Genomic DNA, 647 nt, shown 5'->3' on the forward strand with positions numbered 1-647 from the left:
GGCTGACGCGATGAGCAGTATTCCCGCACACCTGATTCTGGGGTTCCTGGGGGTGGGCAAGAGCACCGCCATCATGGATCTGATGCAGCGGCGCCCTGAAGGCGAGCGCTGGGCCGTTCTGGTCAATGAGTTCGGGGAAGTGGGTGTGGACGGCGCCCTGATGGAATCCGGAGGGGTCGCGGTGCGCGAGGTGCCTGGCGGCTGCATGTGCTGCGTGGCCGGTCTGCCCATGCGGGTGGCCCTGAACGAGCTGATCCGGCGCGAGAAACCGGACCGGCTTCTGATCGAGCCCACCGGCCTGGGGCACCCGAGCCAGGTGATCGAAACCCTGACCGGGAGCGGTTACCAGGGGGTGCTCCACCTGGCCTCCGTGCTCTGTCTTGTGGATCCGCGGCGCCTGGCCGAGGAGCGGGTGCTCAGCAATGTCCACTTCCAGGACCAGGCGGCGGTTGCCGATGTGCTGGTGGCCAACAAGACCGACCTTTGCAGCGACGCGGATCGGGCCCGTTTCCATGAATGGGCTGCCGGGTTTGAGCCGCCCAAGGCGCTGGTAACCGAGACAGACCATGGCCGCCTGGAACTGGATTGGCTCTCCCGGGCTCACAGCGACCGTAAGGCGGGGGATCCGCACGCCCACGAGCACCATC

General features: G+C 66.9%; 1 protein-coding gene. It reads left to right on the forward strand.

The window, feature by feature from the left end:
* Positions 1-647: CobW family GTP-binding protein (locus GLW00_RS21015; protein WP_202412591.1), on the forward strand; the 647-nt coding region annotated here is incomplete at both ends.

The organism is Halobacillus litoralis, from assembly GCF_009856445.1.
GTDB classification, from domain to species: Bacteria; Bacillota; Bacilli; order Bacillales; family Halobacillaceae; genus Halobacillus; species Halobacillus litoralis.